The 15888-nt window shown below is 73.0% G+C and carries 12 protein-coding genes; 3 read left to right on the forward strand and 9 right to left on the reverse strand.

Features of this window, described 5'->3' with window-relative positions; all coding sequences use genetic code 11:
- Positions 1-854: 854 nt before the first annotated feature.
- Complete coding sequence (locus HHX40_RS30750; RefSeq protein WP_220499785.1) at positions 855-1247, forward strand: hypothetical protein; 393 nt, start codon at positions 855-857, stop codon at positions 1245-1247.
- Between the two features lie 32 nt (positions 1248-1279).
- On the opposite strand, the gene HHX40_RS30755 is transcribed toward HHX40_RS30750, so the two are convergent.
- Positions 1280-2875, reverse strand: coding sequence for an ABC transporter substrate-binding protein (locus HHX40_RS30755; RefSeq protein WP_182883394.1), 1596 nt, complete (start codon positions 2873-2875; stop codon positions 1280-1282).
- 174 nt (positions 2876-3049) lie between these two features.
- On the opposite strand from HHX40_RS30755, the gene HHX40_RS30760 reads away from it, so the two are divergent.
- The gene (locus HHX40_RS30760) at positions 3050-5056 is read left to right on the forward strand and encodes a nitrate- and nitrite sensing domain-containing protein (RefSeq protein ID WP_182883395.1); all 2007 of its coding nucleotides are present in this window, start codon (positions 3050-3052) and stop codon (positions 5054-5056) included.
- On the forward strand, positions 5053-5424 hold the full coding sequence (locus HHX40_RS30765) for a DUF742 domain-containing protein (protein WP_310738361.1): 372 nt from the start codon (positions 5053-5055) through the stop codon (positions 5422-5424). Before HHX40_RS30760 ends, HHX40_RS30765 begins: the two co-directional genes overlap by 4 nt.
- On the opposite strand, the gene HHX40_RS30770 is transcribed toward HHX40_RS30765, so the two are convergent.
- The 8 genes from HHX40_RS30770 to HHX40_RS30805 are packed head-to-tail and all read right to left on the reverse strand — an operon-like array spanning position 5390 to position 15883.
- The gene (locus HHX40_RS30770; RefSeq protein WP_182883396.1) at positions 5390-7144 is read right to left on the reverse strand and encodes a hydantoinase B/oxoprolinase family protein; all 1755 of its coding nucleotides are present in this window, start codon (positions 7142-7144) and stop codon (positions 5390-5392) included. The two genes, HHX40_RS30765 and HHX40_RS30770, sit on opposite strands and share 35 nt — an antisense overlap.
- On the reverse strand, positions 7141-9153 hold the full coding sequence (locus HHX40_RS30775) for a hydantoinase/oxoprolinase family protein (protein WP_182883397.1): 2013 nt from the start codon (positions 9151-9153) through the stop codon (positions 7141-7143). Before HHX40_RS30775 ends, HHX40_RS30770 begins: the two co-directional genes overlap by 4 nt.
- A gap of 43 nt (positions 9154-9196) precedes the next feature.
- Positions 9197-10636, reverse strand: coding sequence for a helix-turn-helix domain-containing protein (locus HHX40_RS30780; RefSeq protein ID WP_182883398.1), 1440 nt, complete (start codon positions 10634-10636; stop codon positions 9197-9199).
- 37 nt (positions 10637-10673) lie between these two features.
- The gene (locus HHX40_RS30785; RefSeq protein WP_182883399.1) at positions 10674-11606 is read right to left on the reverse strand and encodes an ABC transporter ATP-binding protein; all 933 of its coding nucleotides are present in this window, start codon (positions 11604-11606) and stop codon (positions 10674-10676) included.
- Complete coding sequence (locus HHX40_RS30790) at positions 11603-12379, reverse strand: ABC transporter ATP-binding protein (protein ID WP_182883400.1); 777 nt, start codon at positions 12377-12379, stop codon at positions 11603-11605. Before HHX40_RS30790 ends, HHX40_RS30785 begins: the two co-directional genes overlap by 4 nt.
- A complete protein-coding gene (locus HHX40_RS30795; protein ID WP_182883401.1) occupies positions 12376-13233 on the reverse strand; it encodes an ABC transporter permease in 858 nt (285 codons plus the stop codon). Before HHX40_RS30795 ends, HHX40_RS30790 begins: the two co-directional genes overlap by 4 nt.
- Entirely contained in the window at positions 13230-14246 is a 1017-nt protein-coding gene (locus HHX40_RS30800; RefSeq protein WP_138462720.1) for an ABC transporter permease, read from the reverse strand. Before HHX40_RS30800 ends, HHX40_RS30795 begins: the two co-directional genes overlap by 4 nt.
- A 2-nt stretch (positions 14247-14248) precedes the next feature.
- On the reverse strand, positions 14249-15883 hold the full coding sequence (locus tag HHX40_RS30805; RefSeq protein WP_182883402.1) for an ABC transporter substrate-binding protein: 1635 nt from the start codon (positions 15881-15883) through the stop codon (positions 14249-14251).
- Positions 15884-15888 lie beyond the last annotated feature (5 nt).

Consider the following 15888-nt stretch of genomic DNA (forward strand, 5'->3'; position numbering starts at 1 on the left):
CGGCTAAGGAAAGGCACCGTCAAAGGAATCCGCCACCAATCAACGGTGACGGGGTCATGCATGATTCATGCACTGGCTTTTAGCACACTGTTGAGTTCTCAAGAAACGGACGCGACCACCATCACCCGAAACCCGTCAACCGGGTCCCACGCTCCGGGGCGTTTCGTTTCGCTTGTGGTCTTAATCCTTCCCGATCAGCCATTCCGTGTCAAATCCGCCCTGTTCAGAACCGACTTGACCCGAAACCCGCCAACCGACAGGAATTCGACCGCCCCGTTTCCGGGGCAACCCCTCTAACTTACCCGAACCCTCACCCCGGCGCAAAACCACCGGTGCGAAGACCCAGAAGCCACAGGAGACGCCGGCCAACCGGCCGCGCACACACAACACAACCACCCAGGTGATCGAAGAGGAGTGCGCCGGACCGCGCCGACATCAGAAGATTACCAGGCTCCGGCAGCACCATGACCCAGCCCGAGAAGAACGCTCCCGGGGCCGGACCTATTCCCGCAGGTCGAGGGGTGGGTTGCCGGGCACGAGATCCGGCCCGTACCGGATCTCTCGAAACGCGGGGGCGCGCGCGGACAACCAGATCCGGTCCTCAGGCATCTACTTAGCGCTGCGGCGATCACGCCGGTGTGGCGCGGAGGATCGGGGAGGTGCGACGTGCGGGACAACGCTCCGGACGCACCCGTCGCTCCTCGTCCGGTGACGGTCCCGCGAGGACGTCGCCTACCCGGTCAACCAAACGTCAAGCCGCCCGCAATCGCCCCGCGGTACGTACAAGACGCGGAAGTCTCCGTTCGGCGCCAACCCGGCCGCCCGGACTTCCGCCGCTGGAGGTGGCCATCATCATGCGGTCGGAGTTCGACGACATCCGTGCCCACATCGCGGCCGAGCCGGCCCGCGCGGGCGACCTGCTCGAGCTCGCGCACAGCCTGCTCGACGATCTGGAGCAGCTCCGCACGCGCGAGGCGATCCTGCGTTCGCACTATCTCGGGCTGCTCACCGCCGCTCGCGCCACCGTCGCCGCCGACGTCGTCGGAGACCAGGCGCCGCTGACCTTCCTGGAGCACGAGCTGGCCAGGCACGGGCAGCTTCCCGACGGGGAGCAGGCGCCGCGGATCCTGGCGGACGCCGCGGGCGCGCAGGCCATGCTCGCCCACCTCGACGAGCCGGTTCCCCCGCGGCCCCGCGCGCCCCGGGGTCCCCACTGCGGAGGCGTCAGCCGCCGCCTCCGGAGCTGAGTCACCCGCCGTGCATCCCTGCGCGCCGCCGCTCACCCTCCTGGGATGAGGTCGTGCACGAAGACGACGTTGGAGTAGGCCGGGTTGTCGGTGTAGCCCTGGACGTTGCCCAGGTAGGCCCGCTGATAGGTGGACACCCACGGCACGGCGACCACCGCCTCCTGCTCGACGAGCCTCTTCTGGAGGTCGGCGTACGCCTTCTCCGCCGCCACGCGGTCGCTCGTCACGAGTGACGGCAGGGTGTCGATCCGCTCGTCGAGGTTCTTGTCCTTCAGGTAGGTGAGGTTGAAGGACACCGGCTCGGCGCTGTGGAAGACGTTCAGGAACCACGAATAGGCGTCGGCGTAGTCGGGATACCAGTACATGACGAAGATGTCCTGGCGTTTGGCGGGATCGGTGGCCTTGCCCCGGCTCCACTGGTCGTTCCACTGCATCGCCTTGGCCTGGACCTGGACGTTCAGCGGCTTGAGCGCCTGGGTGAGCAGGCGTACGAGCAGGGCCTCGTCGTCGTCGCCCTCGGCGTAGGTCAGGGTGAGGCGCAGCGGCGCGCTGCCGGGGCCGTACCCCGCCTGGGCGAGCAGCTCGGCGGCGCCGGCCAGATCCTGCCGGGCCCGCCGCCCGGGCACGTGGCCGAGCAGGCCCTCGGGCACCAGGCCGGAGGCGGGGGCGGCCGCTCCCCTCATCCGGGCGATCAGGCCGTCGTAGTCGATGGCCTTCTGCACCGCCTTGCGCAGCCGTACGTCGGCCAGCGGGCCGGAGGCGGTGTTGAACAGCACGAGCATGTTCTGGAACGACGGCACCTGGATCGTCCGCACGCCCGCGGTCGCCTTGGCCCGCAGGAACAGCTCGGTGTTCAGCCGCTGCACATAGCTCGCCTCGCCCCGCAACAGCATCCGGTACGCCCTGGCGGGGTCGGGGGTGACGCGGAACTCGACGTTCCGGTAGTGCGGGCCGTCCCAGCCGCCCCAGTAGCCGTCGAAGGCCCGCAGGACCAGCTCCCTCTCCCTGCCCTTCTTCCAGCTCGCCACGGTGTACGGCCCCGAGCCGGCGTCGCGGCCGGCCTGGAACCACTTCCCGAGGTCGCCCGAGCCCGCCGCGTGGGTGTCGTAGACGAACGCGGCGTAGCCGGAGGAGGCGATGATGTCGAGCGGGGCGGCGTACTTGAGCCGGAACTCCACGGTGAGCGGGTCCCGCACGACGATCTGCTGGACGGAGTCCCAGATGTAGGCCGCTCCGGCGCCCAGCCGCTTGGTGCGCTCGACGGACGCCTTGACCGCCGCCGCGTCCACCGGCCGGCCGGTGTGGAAGACCACGCCGTCGCGCAACGTGAAGGTCCAGATCTTGCCGTCGGCCGACGACGTCCAGGCCACGGCCAGGCGCGGGCCGGCCCGCCTCGTCCGGGGGTTGTACATCGTCAGCGAGTCGTAGATGTTCTCCATCGCGACGATCTCGTTGGAGTAGGAGCTGGCGGGGTCCCAGTCGGTGACGATGTCGAGATGGTGCAGGTAGACGAAGGTCGAGTCCTTCGCCGAGGGCAGCCCCGCGGCTGAGATCGCGGCGGGCTCACCCCCGCCGCACCCCGTGAGGGCCAGCACCGCCATCACTCCCAGGACGAGGAAACGGCGCATGCGGGCGGGTCCTTTCCGTGTCTATCATGATCGAACCTACTGCAAGATCACGATTGGACGTGATATTTCCGGCAATTGATCACCAGGGCGGCGTGCTGGCTATCTCACTGCTAACCTCTATCTCTGTCGCAAAAGTGTTTAATGTGAGGCTTGTACCTCACGTGGCGAGGTGCCATGAGTGCGCGCGGGCGTGACCGGCCGATCAGGTCCCGGATCATCGGCCTGCTGCTCGTCCCCCTGTTCTCTCTGGTCACGCTGTGGGCGGTCACCGCCGGTGTGACCATCGAGGAGAGCCTGAGCCTGCGCACGTACAACACGCTGTGGTCCACGCTGCGGCAGCCCGCCGACTCCCTGATCGTCGAACTGCAGGCGGAGCGGCTGGCGACGGCCCGCTCCCTCGGTTCGCGGAGCGAGAGCGACCGCACCGCGCTGGGCCTCCAGCGCCAGCGCACCAACGCCGCCAGGGAGCGGGTGCGCACCCTGGCGCTCTCCCGGGAGTCCCGCTCGGCCACCACCACCGCCATGCGCGCGCAGGTGGACGAGATGCTGCTGGGGCTGGCCCGGGTGGACGAGATCCGCGCCGAGGTGGACGAGGGGCTGTCGGAGCGGCTGCACGCCATCGAGACCTACAACCTCGTCAGCGACGCGATCTACCGGATGCACTACAGCCTCGCCCTGATCAACGACATCCCGATCTACCAGCAGTCGCGGGTCGTGATCTCGCTGGGGTACGCCAAGGAGCTGCTGACCCGGGAGCAGGCGCTGGCCGCGGCCGCGTCGGGCGGGCTCACCGACGAGGAGCGCAAGCTGTTCACCCAGCTCGTGGGCAACCGGCGGTTCCTCATCGACCAGGCGCTGCCCGAGCTGGACACCAGCCTGCGGCAGCTCCACGTGAACCTGATCACCACGCCCCTCTACCAGCGGTTGCGGCTCCAGGAGGAGCAGATCATCAGCGCGCCGCGGATCTCGCCGCGTACGCAGCGGGTCTGGCAGTCGACCTCCGACGACCTCGCCGAGTCGTTCCAGAAGGCGCAGACCGAGGCGGCGTCGCTGCTCGCCCGGCGCGCCGCGCCGATCGCCGACTCGATCCTGCGGCGGGCCGTGCTGGCCGGCGGCTTCGGCCTCCTCGCGGTCGTCGCCTCGATCCTCATCTCGATGCGCGTCGGCGGCCGTCTCGCCCGCGAGCTGGCCGGGCTGCGGCAGGCCGCGCTCGACCTCGCCAACCAGCGGCTGCCCCAGGTGCTGGCCAAGCTCAGGAGCGGCGACGACGTCGACGTGGCGTCGGAGGCGCCGCCGATCCGGACCATGGGCGGGACCGCCGAGATCCAGGACGTGGGGCGGGCCTTCTCGACCGTGCAGGAGGCCGCGGTGGAGGCCGCCATCGGCCAGGCGCGCCTGCAGCGCGGGGTCAGCCAGGTCTTCCTCAACCTCGCCCGGCGCAGCCAGACGCTGCTGCACCGGCAGCGGACCCAGCTCCACGGCATGCAGCGGCACGCGACCGAACCGGACATGCTGGAGGAGCTCTTCCGGCTCGACCACCTGACGACCCGCATGCGCCGCCACGCGGAGGGCCTGATCATCCTGTCCGGCTCGGCCCCGGGCCGCGCCTGGCGCAAGCCCGTCCCGATGTACGACGTCGTGCGCGGCGCCGCGGCCGAGGTGGAGGACTACGCCCGGGTGAACGTGCTGCCGATGGAGGATCACGGGCTCGACGGGTCCGCGGTGGCCGACGTCATCCACCTGATCGCCGAGCTGATCGAGAACGCCACGGTCTACTCCCCGCCGCACACGCCGGTCGCGGTACGCGGCGAGATCGTGGGCACCGGCTTCGCCGTGGAGATCGAGGACCGCGGGCTCGGGCTGACCAAGGAACGCCTCGCGGAGCTGAACGGGCGCCTGGCGAACGCCCCGGAGTTCGACATCGCGGACACCGACCGCATGGGGCTGTTCGTCGTCGCGCGCCTCGCCGCCCGGCGGGACATCCGCGTGACCCTTCGGCCCTCGCCATACGGAGGAACGACCGCCATCGTGCTGATCCCATCCGCGCTCATGGTCTATCCGAAGGACGACGACCTCACCCGCCTGCAGACGGAGGAGGTCACCCCGGAGGACATCATTCTCGCCTCGTTCAACCGGGGGCCCAAGAACGACAAGCACGCCGGCCAGGAGGACCCGAGGTGAGCGACCGCATGCAGGACCAGTGGCTGGACGAGGACGCGGGACCCGTCGTCCCGGCCTACGCCCTGACTCGCGGGCGCGTCCGGCCGTCCAACAAGGACATCGACATCATCGCGATCGTGACCGCGATCGGCGGGCCGACGCCGGTCAGCCTCGGTCCCGAGCAGTGGATGATCCTCAGCCTGTGCGCGCGTGCGGCGTCGCTGGCGGACATCGCCGTGGCCATCGACCTGCCGCTCGGCGTCGTACGGGTGCTCGTGGGCGACCTCCACGAGCAGGGGCTCGTGGAGGTGCGCCCGCCCGCCAACGTCGCGCGCTTCCCGACCGAGAAGCTCCTCACCGAGGTGATCGGCGGACTGCAGGCCCTGTGATCCCCGGCTCTCCGACCGCGTGGGGGTAGTGGCGCCGGGCGTGCCCGGGGGTGATGTAGCCCTCCCGCAGGTCCGCGCGCACGGCCTCCGGGTCGCGCTCCTCCGGCGGGCCGTACCCGCCGCCCGAGCCGGTGCGCAGGTGCACGACCGCGCCCCTGGGCAGGAAGATCCGCGTCTTCAGCGAGAACTCCTCGGCCCGCCCGTCGGGATACTCCACGGTCAGCCGGTTCGGCCGGCCCGGCAGGCCGCCCTCCAGGCCCCAGGGCGCGAGCGCGGTCCTGGCCAGGCCCGCGGTGAGGTACTGGTCCTCCAGCACCCGGAAGGACAGGTCGAGCCCGAGCCCGCCGCGGTGGCGGCCCGGGCCGCCGGAGTCCTCGGCCAGCGCGAGCCGTTCGATCCGCCAGGGGTTGCGCGCCTCCCAGACCTCGGCCGGGGTGAAGCGGGTGGCCGACTCGGAGATGTACATCAGCGCGCTCGCGCCGTCGGCCGACCGTGAGGCGCCCTGGCCCACCGGGTGCGGCGCGCCGTCCGCCCACGGCTCGCCGGTGGCCTCGCGGTTGCCCCACCACACGAGGGCGTTGATGTCCCCGCCGCTCGCGGCGGGCACCGATCCCGGCACGGCGTCGGCGAGCGCCCTGATGATCAGCTCGATGGCGTGGTCGGAGGGGATGCCGTACATGAAGCAGGGCGCGGGCCGCAGGGGGTGGAACAGCGAGCCGGGCCGGGTGAGCAGCTCCAGCGGGCGGAAGTGGCCCTCGTTGGGCTGCTCGCCCGCCCCCGCGAGGAAGGACACCGCGATCCGCACCGCCGCCACCGTCGAGGGCAGCGGGCAGTTGACCGGCCCGCCCACCTGGTCGGGGCAGCCGGTCAGGTCGACCGTCACCGACGAGCCGGCCACGACGACCTCGACGCCGAACGGGATCGGCCTGCCGGTGACGCCGTCGGAGTCGATGACGCTGGACGCCTGGTAGACGCCGTCCGGGAGGCGCTCGAACCAGCCGCGCACCAGCGCCTCGCCATGCGCGTACATCCGGGCCACGCACCGGCGGAAGGTGCCGAGGCCGTGCCTCCGCACGAGCGCGCCGAGGGCCTCGGCCCCGGTCCGCGCCCCGGCGACCATCGCATTGATGTCCCCGATGACCATTTCGGGCATCCGGCTGTTGGCGAGGATCATCCGGTAGACGTCGCTGACGAGGCGCCCCGCGTCGTACAGCTTGACCCCGGGGAAGATCGTGCCCTCCTGGTGGACGTCGATCGTGTCGGTGCAGTAGGGGTCCTTGCCGCCGATGTCGAGCCAGTGAGCCTTGATCACGGAGTAGCCGGCCAGCACGTCCTCGTGGAAGATCGGCACCACCATCGCCGCGTCCTGGGGATGCGAGCCCGTGCCGTACGGGTCGTTGTAGAGGATGACGTCGCCCGGGCTGAGGGCGGCGGGCCCGCCGACGCCCTCGACGGCCTCCCGGACGCAGAAGCCGAGCGTGCCCATGAACGCGGGCAGCGTCGGGGCCTGCGCCAGCATGCACATGTCCGCGTCGTAGAAGGCGACCGCGAAGTCCAGCGCCTCGTAGATGATCGGCGAGAACGCGGTGCGGATCAGCGACTGCTTCATCTGGTCGGCCGCCGCGTTGAGGCCCTGCCGGATGATCTCCGTGGTGACCGGGTCGGCGCCGTCGCCCAGCCCGGGGTGGACCTCCGCGTAGCGGGTGCGGACGACTGTCATCGCCGGTCCTTCCTTGTGATGACGAGGCTGCCGCTCTCGTGCGTCTCCACGGCGAAGCCGGCGTCCACGTAGGTGGTCGCGGTCGGCTCCACCACCAGCAGGGGGCCCTCGGTCACGCCGCGCAGGTCCTCCCGGCGGACGACCGGAGCCTCGGCGAAGGACTCCCGGCGGAACGACCACAGCCGCGTCGTCCCCCGTCCGCCCTCGCCCGACGGCGGGGCCGGCACCAGGGGGCGGGCGTCGTCGAGCACGACCCGGCTGGTCGCCCGTACGGTGACGACCTCCAGCGGATCGGGCAGCGTGTGGCCGAAGGCCCGGTGGTAGGCCTCGGAGAACCGGGCGGACACGGCCGCCACGTCGTCTTCCGCCGGCCGCACCGGGATCGTCAGCGTGTGCTCCTGTCCCCGGTGGCGCAGGTCGAGGTCGACCTCCCGGACGGCCCCCGGCTGCGCGAGCCGTTCGAAGAGCGTCTCCGCCAGCCGTTCGATCACCGGCAGCGCCGCGTCGTCCAGGGGGCGCACCAGTGTGCGGGCGGCCGAGCGGACGACGTCGGCCTGCACCAGGCCGACGGCGGAGAAGTTGCCCGCGTTGGGCGGCACGACGACGACGTCCACGTCGAGTTCGTCGGCGAGCAGGCAGCCGAACACCGGCCCGGCGCCGCCGAAGGCGACGACGGCCGCGCCACGCGGGTCCACGCCCCGCTCCACGGTCACGCCGCGCACGGCCTGGGCCATGTGCGCGGCGGCGATCCTGATCACGCCCACCGCGACGGCGTCCACGCCGTCGATGCCGGTCGGGCCCGCCAGCGGCGCGAGCGCGCGGGCGGCCGCTTCCTCGGACAGCTCGATGCCGCCCGAGATGTGCCCGCGCGGGATCATGCCGAGGTGCAGGGCCGCGTCGGTGACCGTCGGCTCGGTCCCGCCGCGCCCGTAACAGGCGGGCCCGGGGTCGGCGCCCGCGCTGCGCGGGCCGACCCGCAGCAGGCCGCCCGCGTCGGCGTATGCCACGGACCCGCCGCCCGCGCCCACCGACCGCACGTCCACCCAGGGGCTCTGCAGCGGCAGGCCGACGACCTCCCCCTGGTAGAGCAGCGGCAGCCGCCCGTCCTCGACGAGCGCGGTGTCGAAGCTGGTGCCGCCCACGTCGGCGGCCACGGCCGTGCCGATGCCGAGGGAGGGGCCGAGGGAGGCGGCGAGGCGGGCGGTCGCGGCGGCCCCGGCCACCGGGCCGGACAGGATCGTCTCGAACGGCCGCGCCGCGGCCTCGGCCAGCGTCAGCGCCCCGCCGCCGGAGCGGGTGACGAGCAGGTCGCCGGCGAAGCCCCTGGCCCGCAGCTCACGGTCGAGGTCGTGCAGGTAGGGGCCCATCCGGTGCCGGACGAACGCGTCCACGACCGTGGTGCAGGTGCGCTCGTACTCCCGGTACTCCCCCGAGACCTCGTGCGACAGCGAGACCGGCCCCGCGAACCCGGCCCGCGCGAGCAGCTCGGCGGCCCTCGTCTCGTGCGCGGCGTTCGCGTAGGAGTTCACCAGCACGATCGCGACGGCGTCCACGCCCTCGGCGGCGAACACCTCCGCGGCCCGGCGCACGTCCTCCGGCTCCAGATCCCGTACGACCGAGCCGTCGGCGGCCACCCGTTCGGTCACCTCCAGGCGCAGCCGGCGGGGCACGAGCGGCGGCGGCGGGGTCCAGAACAGGTCGTAGGGGTCGTCGCGGTCACCGCGGCGGATCTCCAGCACGTCGCGGAACCCGGCCGTGGTGATCAGGCCGACGGTCGCGCCGCGCCGTTCGAGCAGCGCGTTCAGGCCGACGGTGGTGCCGTGCACGAAGTGGCGGCAGCGGGCGAGCAGGTCCGGCGGCACCGCCGCGTCGACCGCGGCGAGCACCCCGCGCTCCGGCGCCGCCGGCGTCGTGGGCCGCTTGGCGACCCTGATCTCGCCGGTCGCGGCGTCGTGCAGGACGAGGTCGGTGAAGGTGCCGCCGACGTCCACTCCGATCACGGTGGTCATGCCCGGCACGGTAGGACGAGGCGCACGCCGCGTCGATGTGTCCTCACGACGACGTGATCGACGTTGTTGTCCCCGGGAGACAGTCGTGGTCGAGCACCACGTGGCAGGCGAGCTGGAGCGCGAACCGGGTCTGCGGATCGGACAGGTCGGCGTCGAGGGTCTCGGCGATGCGCCTGATCCGGTGGGCCACCGCGTTGGGGTGCAGGCTGAGCAGCTCCGCCGCCCTGGTCCGGGAGCCCCAGCAGTCCAGGTACGCCTTGAGCGTGGGCACCGCGTGGGCGCTGAGGGCGCCGAGACGCTCCAGTGGGGCGAGCAGGTCGCGGGCGGCCATCAGGGCGCTCTCGCTGCCGCCCAGCTCCGCGAGGAGCGCGTGCACCCCCAGCCGGTCGAACGCCACGGCCTGCCCCGCCTCCGCGCGGGCGGCGGCGGCGCGGGCCTGCGACGCCGTACGGCGCAGCCCGTCGGGCCCCGCCTGACAGGTCCCCACTCCCGCACCCAGGTCCGTGCCCAGGCCCGGCGGCCCTTCTGCGGGCGCGCGGGCGGTCGTCCGCTCGTCGGTGGTGAGGACCACGAGCACGCCGTCCTGCCAGCGGGTGACCAGCGGCGGCGCGGCCAGGTCGGCGGCCTCGCCGAGGCCCAGCAGGCCGGGCAGGGTCGCGCCGGCCGTCCTGCGCACTTCGCGGAGCACGGCATCGGCCACCCCGGCGGCGGGGTCGCGCAGGAACACCGCCACGTGCCAGCCCTCGACGGGCACGCCGGCGTGCCGGGCGCGGCGGGCGGCGGCTCCGCCGTCCCTGGCTCCGAGCAGGGCCAGCAGCGCGCGCTCGCGGGCCGCCTCCGTCTCGCGGGCGGCGGCCCGCACCCGGCCGAGCGTGGTGGCGACGACCTGGGCGACGATCGCCGCCGCGGGGTCCTCGCCGTCCCAGCACACGTAGCCGTCCGGCCGTCCGCCGATCCGGATCACGGTGGCGTTCGCCCCCGGCGCGGCCAGGCCGGACGCCCGGTAGGCGACCCCGACCGAGGCGGAGGCCGCGCGCAGGATGTCGTCCTCGCCCGCGCCCTCCATCGCGCCGAGCCCGTCGATCGCCTCCCGCGTACGGCGCAGCAGCAGCCCGGGGTCGGCGCGCACGGCGGCGCTGAGGCCGAGCACGGTGTCCGAGAGGGAGTGGTCGGAGGCCCCGGCGAGCAGGGCGACCCTCTCCCGCCGGGCCACCTCCACCATCTCCGGGGAGGTGCCCGAGGGGCCGGGCAGCACGATCCCGGCCAGCCCGCGGCCTCCGGCCAGGCGCAGCGCGCCGGCCACGTCGCACGACCGCATGGCGTGGCGGGACAGGATCGCAAGGGCCCCGGGGGCCGCCGCGGCGAGTTCGCGCATCTCGTCGACGAGGACGACGCTGTCGACCTCCCGGGCGTCCCAGGGTCCGGCGACGAGCGTCAGCCTCCGGCCCGCGGGGGTCCTCAGCAGGTCACTGACGCGGCGCATCGGGTGCCTCTCCTCCGTCGCGGGGGACGCGCGCGACCTAGGAGGCCGGGGTGGTCAGCACCTCCTCCGCGCGGTGACACGCCACCTTACGTCCTGCCAGCTCGCGAAGCTCCGGGGCCTCGTCCCGGCAGCGGTCCGCCGCCCAGGGGCAGCGCAGCCGGAACGGGCAGCCGGTGGGGGCCGGCGCCGCCTCCGTCCGCCCGGCCGTACGCGGCGGCTCGCCGCCGAGGCGCGGCACCGCGTCGCGCAGCGCCCGGGTGTACGGGTGGGCCGGCCGGGTGAGGAGGTCCGCGGTCGGGCCCGACTCGACCACCCGCCCGGCGAAGAGCACCGACGACGTGCGGCACAGCCGCCCCACGACGCCGAGATTGTGGGTGATGAGCAGATAACCCAGCCCGCGGTCGGCGGCGAGGCCCTCCAGCAGTTCGAGGATCCGGGCCTGCACGGTGACGTCGAGCGCGCTCGTCGGCTCGTCGAGCACCAGCAGCCGGGGCTCCACGGCGAGGGCGCGGGCGATGGCCACCCGCTGCCGCTGGCCGCCGGACATCTCGTGCGGCCTGCGGCCGGCCAGCGCGGGATCGAGCCCCACGCCGGCGAGGAGCGCGGCCACGCGGTCCCGCCGCTCGTCCCGGGGCACGCGGTGATGGGTGGTCAGCGCCTCGGCGATCGACGCCCCCGCGGTCATGCGGGGGTCGAGCGCCTCGCTGCCGTCCTGGAAGACCGGCTGCACGGCCCGGCGGAACTCCGCCCGGCCCGCGCGGCCGAGCGCGGCCAGGTCGCGGGAGCCGTACCGGACGACGCCGGAGCGCGGACGCAGGAGACCGAGCAGCGCGCGGGCGAGCGTGGTCTTGCCCGAGCCGCTCTCCCCGATCAGGCCCACCCCGCCCTCGTCCACGGCGAGGCTCACGTCGTGGACCACCGCCGTCGTGCCGTACGCGAGGGTGACCCCCTCGGCGGCGAGCAACGTCACGACCCCTCCTCAGGCTCGGGCAGCCGGGGGACGGCGGCGATCAGCTCGCGGGTGTAGGGGTCGCGCGGCCGGGCGAACACCTCGGCCGCGTGGCCGCTCTCCACCACCGCGCCGTCGCGCATCACCACGACCCGGTCGGCGATCGTGGAGACCAGCGCGAGGTCGTGGGAGACCAGCAGCACGGCGAGGCCGCGCTCGTCGCGCAGCCGCCGCAGCACCGCGACCACCTCCGCCTGCACGGTGACGTCCAGCGCGCTGGTCGGCTCGTCGGCCAGCAGGACCTGCGCGCCGAGCGCGAGGGCCAGCGCGATGACGAAGCGCTGCGCCTGGCCGCCGGACACCTGGTGGGGATGGCGGCGCAGGATCTCCGGGTCGAGCAGCACCGCGCGGACGGCCTCCTCGGCCCGTTCCCGCGCCGCCGCGCCCTTCACCCCGTGCCGGGCGAGCGCGCGGCGCATCAGCGTGCCGAGGCGCATGGTGGGGTTGAGCGCGGCCTGCGGGCTCTGCACGACCAGGGCGGCCCGCGAACCGCGGATCTCCCGCAGCCGCGCCGGGCTCGCCGTGAGCACGTCGACCTCCCCGACGCGGATCCTCCCCGCGACGTCGGCGCCGTGGACGAGGCCGAGCGTGCTGAGCAGGGTCGTCGTCTTGCCCGACCCGCTCTCGCCGACGATCGCCACGCACTCCCCTGCGGCGACGTCGAGCTCGGGGACCGACGCGATGACCCGGTCGCCGATCCGGACGACGAGATCCCTGACGCTGATCAGGTTCATCGGGCCAGCCTCGCCCTCAGCCCCTCGCCGAGCACGTTGAACGCGAACGCGGTGACCAGGATGGCGAGGCCGGGGAAGGTCACCACCCACCAGTCGGTGGTGAAGAGCGACTGGCCCTGCTGGACCATCAGGCCCCACTCGGGGGTCGGCTCGTGGGCCCCGAGGCCCAGATACGACAGCGCGGCGGCGGTGAGGATGACCCCGCCGCCGTCCAGCGACAGTTGCACCAGCACGGGCGTGAGCGAGTTGGGCAGCACGTGCCGCAGCACGATGAGCGGCGCGGGCACGCCGAGGCAGCGCGCGGAGTCGACGAACCCCCGGGTGGCCACCGACGCGGCGACCGACGCCGTGAGCCGGGCGTACCAGGGCCACCAGGTGATCGCGATCGCCACGATCACGGTGGTCACGCTCGGCTGGAGCACCACGGCGAGCGCCAGCGACAGCAGCAGGGCGGGGAAGGCGAGGAAGACGTCGGTCACCCGCATGATCACGTCGCGGGCCCAGCCGCCGGCGTACCCCGCGACCACTCCGAGGAGGACCCCGGCCGCGCCGCTAACGGCGAGCACCGCCACGGCGATGAACAGCGAGGTGCGGGCGCCGAACAGGACCCGGCTGAACACGTCGCGGCCGACCTGGTCGGTGCCGAACCAATGGTCGCCGCCCGGCGGCAGCAGGGACTCCAGGGGATGCGTGGCCGAGCCGCCGTCCTCCGGGTAGGGGGCGATCCACGGCGCGAGCAGCGCCGCGAGCACGACGATCCCGAGCAGCACGCCGCCCGCCACCGCCAGCCGGTCCACCCCGGCCAGGCGCCGCAGCGGCGTACGGCGGTAGACGGGCAGGGCGGGGGTGGTCATCGCGCCCTCACCCTCGGGTCCACCACGCCCTGGAGGAGGTCCACGGCGAGGTTGGCGACGACGTACAGCACGGCGACCAGCAGCGTCACCCCGGCGATGGCGGGCGTGTCGAGCGAGCGGATCGAGTCGGCGGCGTACCGCCCGAGGCCCGGCCAGTTGAAGACGGCCTCCACGAGGAAGCCGTTCACGATCGAGTACGCGAAGACGAGGGCGATCAGCGCCAGCACCGGGTTCAGCGCCGGGCGCAGGGAGAAGCGGGTGAGCACGGCGGTCTCCCCGAAGCCGAGGGCGCGCTCCAGCCGGGCGTGCTCGCGCGACGACTCCTCGATGAGCGCGGCCCTGGTCATCTGGGCGACCACCCCCGCCGGGTACGCCGCGATCACGAGGGCGGGCAGCACCAGATGCGACAGCGTGCTCGTCAGGATCGGCCAGTTGCCGGTGATCAGCGCGTCCACGGCGGTGACGTTCGTGTAGAGGTGAAGCGGGCTGGTCCGGTCGAGCGACGCGTCGTACTCCCCCGCGACGGGAAACCAGCCGAGGCCGCTGGCGAAGACCGTCTGCAGGGCCAGCGCCAGCCAGAACACCGGCACCGAGACGGCCAGCATCGACGACAGCCGTACGGACAGGTCGGGCAGGCGGCCCTTGTAGCGGGCGGCGGCGATCCCCAGCGGGATGCCCGCGGCCAGCGCGACGACCAGCGCGGCGCCGACGAGTTCCAGGGAGGCGGGGAACGCCTGGAAGAGGTCGTCGCGCACCGGCCGCCGGGTGTGCAGGCTGGTCCCCCAGTCGCCGCCCAGCAGGTCGCGCACGTAGTTCCACAGCTGCACCGGCAGCGGGTCGTCCAGCCCGAACCGCCGCCGGGCGTCGGCGAGCTCGGCCGCCGTCGCCTTGGGTCCCGCGTACGCCACCGCCGGGTCGCCGGGGACCAGGCGCATGACGGCGAACGTGAGGACGATCACGCCGGCCACGACCAGGAGGGCCTGGCCGAGCCGGCGGATCAGGTACCCCGGCATGGTCAGGCGCCGGGCTTCAGGTCGTAGGCGAACACCACGTTCGGATAGGCCGGGTTGTCCGTGTAGCCCTGGACCGACTTGGCGAACGCCCGCTGGTAGGTCTGCACGTACGGCACGGCCACCGCGGCCTTCTCGTTGATGATCTTCTCCTGGAGGCCGGAGTACGCCTTCTCCGCGGCGGACTGGTCGGTCGCGGTGAGCGCGGGCAGCCCGTCGATCTCCTTGTCGACCGCCGCGTCCTTCAGGTAGGAGAGGTTGAACTGCACCGCGTCCTCACCGTGGAAGACGTTGACGAACCACGAGTAGGCGTCGGCGTAGTCGGGGAACCAGTACATGACGAAGACGTCCTGCCGCTTGGCGGGGTCCTTCGCCTTGCCCTGGTCCCACTGGGTGGTCCACTGCAGCGGCTTGGCCGACAGCTTGACGTTCAGCTTGTCGAGCGCCGAGCTGAGCAGCGTGACCAGCAGCTCCTGGTCGCTGTCGCCCTGGGCGTAGGTCAGCGACAGCTCCAGCCGCTTGCCGCCGGGGCCGTAGCCGGCCTCCTTGAGCAGCGCCTCGGCGCCCGCGAGGTCCTGCTTGGGGGTCATGCCCTGGGTGTGGCCGAGCAGGCCCTCCGGCACCAGGCCGCTGGCGGCCACGCCCGCGCCCTTCAGCGCCGCCACGAGGCCGTCGTAGTCGATCGCCTTCTGCAGAGCCTGGCGCAGCTTCACGTCCTTGAGCGGGCCGTCGGCCGTGTTGAACAGCACGAGCAGGTTCTGGAAGGACGGCGTCTGCGAGGTCTGCACCGTGCCGGTGTTCGCGGCCTCGCCGAACAGCTGCGCGTTGAGCCGCTGGACGAACGTCACCTCGCCGCCCCGCAGGAGCTGCCAGGCGGTGGTCAGCTCGGGCGTGACGCGGAAGGCGAGCTTCTTGTAGTGGGCGCCGTCCCAGCCGCCCCAGTAGCCGTCGAAGGCCTTGAGCGTGAGCTCGGTCTCCTTGCCCTTCTGCCAGCTCTCGACCGTGTACGGCCCGGAGCCCGCGTCGTGGCCCTCGCCGAACCACTTCTTCAGGTCGCCGGAGGCCGCCGTGGTGTCGTAGACGTACGCCGCGTAGCCGGCCGAGGCGACCAGGTCGAGCGGGGTGGGGTACTTGAGCGTGAACTCCAGCGTCGTGGCGTCCTTGGCCTCGATCTTCTTGACCGCGCTCCAGATGTAGGCCGCGCCCTGGCCCTCCTTCATGGTGCGCTCGATCGACGCCTTCGCGGCGGCGGCGTCCACCGGCTTGCCGGTGTGGAACGTCGCGCCCTGCCGGAGGGTGAAGGTCCACTTCTTGCCGTCGGGCGACGAGGTCCACGACGAGGCCAGGCGCGGCTCGGCCTTCTTCGTCTGCGGGTTGTACCGGGTCAGCGACTCGTAGATGTTCTGCATCGCGATGATCTCGTTGGAATACGAGCTCGCGGGGTCCCAGTCGGTGACGACGTCGAGGTTGGGGACGTACGTGAACGTGCTGTCGGCCGCGCTCCCGGCCCCGCCCGCCGCCGAGGGGGCGGGCTCGGTGGAGTCGGCGGCGCCGCGGACCTGCCCGCCGGCGCAGGCCGCGGCGGAGAGGGTCACTGCGGCCACGGCTCCCGCCGCGAGAAGACGCTTGTGCCAGCGCATGAAGG

This window comes from Microbispora sp. H10949, assembly GCF_014161435.1.
Classification (GTDB): domain Bacteria; phylum Actinomycetota; class Actinomycetes; order Streptosporangiales; family Streptosporangiaceae; genus Microbispora; species Microbispora triticiradicis.

Excerpts from the sequence above, each read along its gene's own strand:
- HHX40_RS30750 (WP_220499785.1), top strand. The coding sequence starts at position 855 with ATGCGGTCGGAGTTCGACGACATCCGTGCCCACATCGCGGCCGAGCCG.
- HHX40_RS30795 (WP_182883401.1), bottom strand. The coding sequence starts at position 13,233 with ATGACCACCCCCGCCCTGCCCGTCTACCGCCGTACGCCGCTGCGGCGC.
- HHX40_RS30775 (WP_182883397.1), bottom strand. The coding sequence starts at position 9,153 with ATGACCACCGTGATCGGAGTGGACGTCGGCGGCACCTTCACCGACCTC.
- HHX40_RS30805 (WP_182883402.1), bottom strand. The coding sequence starts at position 15,883 with ATGCGCTGGCACAAGCGTCTTCTCGCGGCGGGAGCCGTGGCCGCAGTG.
- HHX40_RS30770 (WP_182883396.1), bottom strand. The coding sequence starts at position 7,144 with ATGACAGTCGTCCGCACCCGCTACGCGGAGGTCCACCCCGGGCTGGGC.
- HHX40_RS30800 (WP_138462720.1), bottom strand. The coding sequence starts at position 14,246 with ATGCCGGGGTACCTGATCCGCCGGCTCGGCCAGGCCCTCCTGGTCGTG.
- HHX40_RS30790 (WP_182883400.1), bottom strand. The coding sequence starts at position 12,379 with ATGAACCTGATCAGCGTCAGGGATCTCGTCGTCCGGATCGGCGACCGG.
- HHX40_RS30780 (WP_182883398.1), bottom strand. The coding sequence starts at position 10,636 with ATGCGCCGCGTCAGTGACCTGCTGAGGACCCCCGCGGGCCGGAGGCTG.
- HHX40_RS30755 (WP_182883394.1), bottom strand. The coding sequence starts at position 2,875 with ATGCGCCGTTTCCTCGTCCTGGGAGTGATGGCGGTGCTGGCCCTCACG.
- HHX40_RS30760 (WP_182883395.1), top strand. The coding sequence starts at position 3,050 with ATGAGTGCGCGCGGGCGTGACCGGCCGATCAGGTCCCGGATCATCGGC.